General features: G+C 35.9%; 5 protein-coding genes. All 5 read right to left on the bottom strand.

All coding sequences use genetic code 11. The annotated features are described in order from the left end of the window. Positions 1-207, bottom strand: a 207-nt coding sequence (locus BAZSYMA_RS10175) for a hypothetical protein (protein WP_206599430.1), incomplete at its 3' end; no start/stop codon positions are given. 13 nt (positions 208-220) lie between these two features. Then, positions 221-568 carry a hypothetical protein gene (locus BAZSYMA_RS00410; protein ID WP_143243034.1) on the bottom strand — a complete coding sequence of 116 codons (348 nt, stop codon included), beginning with the start codon at positions 566-568 and terminating at the stop codon, positions 221-223. Positions 569-782: 214 nt separating this feature from the next. Next, positions 783-1,523: a Nif3-like dinuclear metal center hexameric protein gene (locus BAZSYMA_RS00405; protein ID WP_090714405.1), complete on the bottom strand. Its 741-nt coding sequence runs from the start codon at positions 1,521-1,523 to the stop codon at positions 783-785. Then, complete coding sequence (hisC, locus tag BAZSYMA_RS00400) at positions 1,516-2,580, bottom strand: histidinol-phosphate transaminase (protein WP_090714402.1); 1,065 nt, start codon at positions 2,578-2,580, stop codon at positions 1,516-1,518. The genes BAZSYMA_RS00405 and hisC overlap by 8 nt, the downstream gene beginning before the upstream one ends. Positions 2,581-2,595: 15 nt before the next feature. Next, positions 2,596-2,808 (bottom strand): transposase (locus tag BAZSYMA_RS00395; RefSeq protein ID WP_143243033.1); only part of this gene is annotated, 213 nt, incomplete at its 5' end.

Genomic DNA, 2,808 nt, shown 5'->3' with positions numbered 1-2,808 from the left:
TAATACCTCAGTATTATGTCCCAAAGTAATTAAAATTTCCTTATCACACGCCTCTTCTTTACTATTTAATTCATTAATTGAATCTTTACATAACTTGGCACTAGATTGAATAGAGCTTACTAACTGTTGGGAAACAACCAAAGTTACAGAAGTTAGTACAACTAGTGTCGTTGTGGTAATCCCATAAAAAATATCAACATTAGGCACAGTATTGACTTACTTATGCAAGGTTTCCTATATTTTTTTTAATCGCATCAAAAAAAACCGACAAAAAACTGCCTCTCATATACCCATTAAATGAGGCGGAAGCCGTTTTCAAAGCATCGCTTTTCTCATCACGATAGGCAGATTCGCCTGCCAAAATAAAATGAGAAACACCAAGGCTTTCCTGTGCGTTGATATCTGAGATATTGCCATTTTCACTTCTCTTAATCAGCTTTTGAAAATCACTTGCTTCACATTTTTTTTCACAGATAATTGAGATTTTTTGTGTACTTAATAAAGTCTTGGCTTGTTGCAGAAATTTGTTATAAAAACTTGCCTTAAGTGTGCCTGCAAAAATTTTCATATCTTCTTTATTTTCAATAGCATACCTAAACAAATACTCAACAACAACTTCAGCATGTGCAGTTGAAGAATTACCAAATTCAATAATTTCTTTTTTTTATATAGTGTTTTTCTATCTTTTCTCTGTATGCTTTTATTTCAGTTAATTGCTTGTCTTTATTTGTCATGATGAAATTGTAACATAAATTAAAGGCTGGGGATTATACCCTGTAGTTTTATACCTGATTATTAATATCAATAAATTGGCACTTAAGGTTAAATTTCTGACTCAAATGTTGGCAAAGGGCTTGCACACCATAACGCTCAGTAGCATGGTGTCCAGCGGAAACAAAGGCAATATTATTTTCAAAGGCAATGGCGGGTATCTGCTCAGAGACTTCACCAGTAATAAAACAATCGGCGTTAATATTAATAGCGTGTTCAATATAGCTTTGTGCACCACCTGTACACCAAGCAATGCGCTTTAATGATTTATCATCATCACCAAAGACTAAAGGTACTCGGTTAAGCGCTTGTTCAATGGTATTGGAGAGTTTAGATAATGTCGTTTCAACTTCTCCTTGCCAAACTAAGGTATCGCCAATTGGCTCGGGATTTTTTATATTGAGGCGTTGTGCAAGTTGGATATTGTTGCCCACTGTTGTATGTGCATCAAGTGGCAAATGGTAGGTATATAAATTAATGTCATTGTCTAAAAGTGCTTTAATACGATTTTTTTTGATGCCGATAATCTCAGATGCTTCATTCTTCCAAAAAAACCCATGATGCACAAATAATGCATCGGCTTTTTCATCAATCGCTGCATCAATCAAGTCTTGGTTGGCACTTACACCTGAGATGATTTTCTTAATATCGGGTTTGCCTTGTATTTGTAAGCCATTTGGGCAATAATCATCAAATTTATCAACCCTTAAATACTGCTGGCAATAGCCTGCCAATATTTCTTGATTAACCATAAAATGCCTCCACAATATTGATAAATTGTTGATTTTGCTCACCACTACCTACTGTTACACGCAAGCAATCAGTAAGTTTGGGTGCGCTACTAAGGTTTTTAATCAACACGCCTTTTTGCTTGAGTACTTTAAACAGTTCGTTGGCATTGGGGGCTTTAAATAAAATAAAATTGGCTTGTGATGGATAGACTTTCAGCACATTAATGGCACTCAGTGTGGCGGATAATTGAGTGCGCTCACTAAGGATGATTTGGGCATTTTTGTTAATTTCATCTTTTTCTCGTAATAGAAAATTAGCACTCACTTGCGTTAGCGTATTGATATTGTAAGGCAGTCTTAATTTATCTAACTGCGCTACTGTATCCTGTGCGCCAATTAACAAGCCTAGACGCAGACCAGCAAAGCCAATTTTTGAGACTGTTCTGAGTAATACTAAATTGGGATATTTTTTAATATCATCTAAGAAACTGTCATTAGCATAAGCGTAATAAGCCTCATCTAACACAACTAAAGCTTGGGTTGAGGTAATGATTTTTTCAATGACAGTTCTATCAAATGTATTGCCCGTTGGGTTGTTTGGATAGGCGATAAAAATTAATTTTGGTTGATGCGTTTCAATTGAGCGCAACATTACATTCAAGTCAATTTCAAAATCATCATTCAAATCAACCCCTTGATAATTCAAGCGGGTGAATTTTGCAATCATCCCATACATCACAAAACTTGGTTCAACACTTAAAATAGTATCATTCGTGTCGCACGCTAAGGCCAATAATTGAATAAGTTCATCAGAACCGTTGCCTAGCAGCACACCAAGATCGTCAGGTATATCCATCAACTTGCGCAAAGTTTTCTGCAATTCTATGGCACTAGGGTTGGGATAACGATTTAGCTCGCTATCTGCCAAATAGGCTAAATATTGCCCGATTAACTCATCAGGCAAAGGAAATGGGGATTCCATCGCATCCAGTTTGATCATACCATCAGACGCAGGTACATGATAAGCATTGATTGCTTGAATATCAGGGCGAAGCCAACTGTTGATAAAATTATTCATAATTTAGGGACTAACTTACATTAATACCAACATCTTATAAGACAGTCTATTACCACTAAATCCAGACACAATTGAATCAATTCTATCCAGTGTCGATCGTTTGACATTGCCATCATTCAACCTAAAAACAAACTCATCAACATAACGCCCGATATGTTTATTTGAAAAATGATGAAATACACCATGATAACCTCGTTTTAATAACGCCCAAACACTCTCAATGCCATT

Origin of the sequence: Bathymodiolus azoricus thioautotrophic gill symbiont (genome assembly GCF_001298715.1) — a bacterium.
Taxonomy (GTDB): domain Bacteria; phylum Pseudomonadota; class Gammaproteobacteria; order PS1; family Pseudothioglobaceae; genus Thiodubiliella.
Note: the sequence above shows the minus strand (reverse complement) of the source record. Positions and strands in the feature narration are given on the sequence as shown.

Bases quoted from the DNA above. Each gene is read 5' to 3' on its own strand.
- BAZSYMA_RS00410 (WP_143243034.1), bottom strand. From the start codon at position 568: ATGAAAATTTTTGCAGGCACACTTAAGGCAAGTTTTTATAACAAATTT.
- BAZSYMA_RS00405 (WP_090714405.1), bottom strand. From the start codon at position 1,523: ATGGTTAATCAAGAAATATTGGCAGGCTATTGCCAGCAGTATTTAAGG.
- hisC (WP_090714402.1), bottom strand. From the start codon at position 2,580: ATGAATAATTTTATCAACAGTTGGCTTCGCCCTGATATTCAAGCAATC.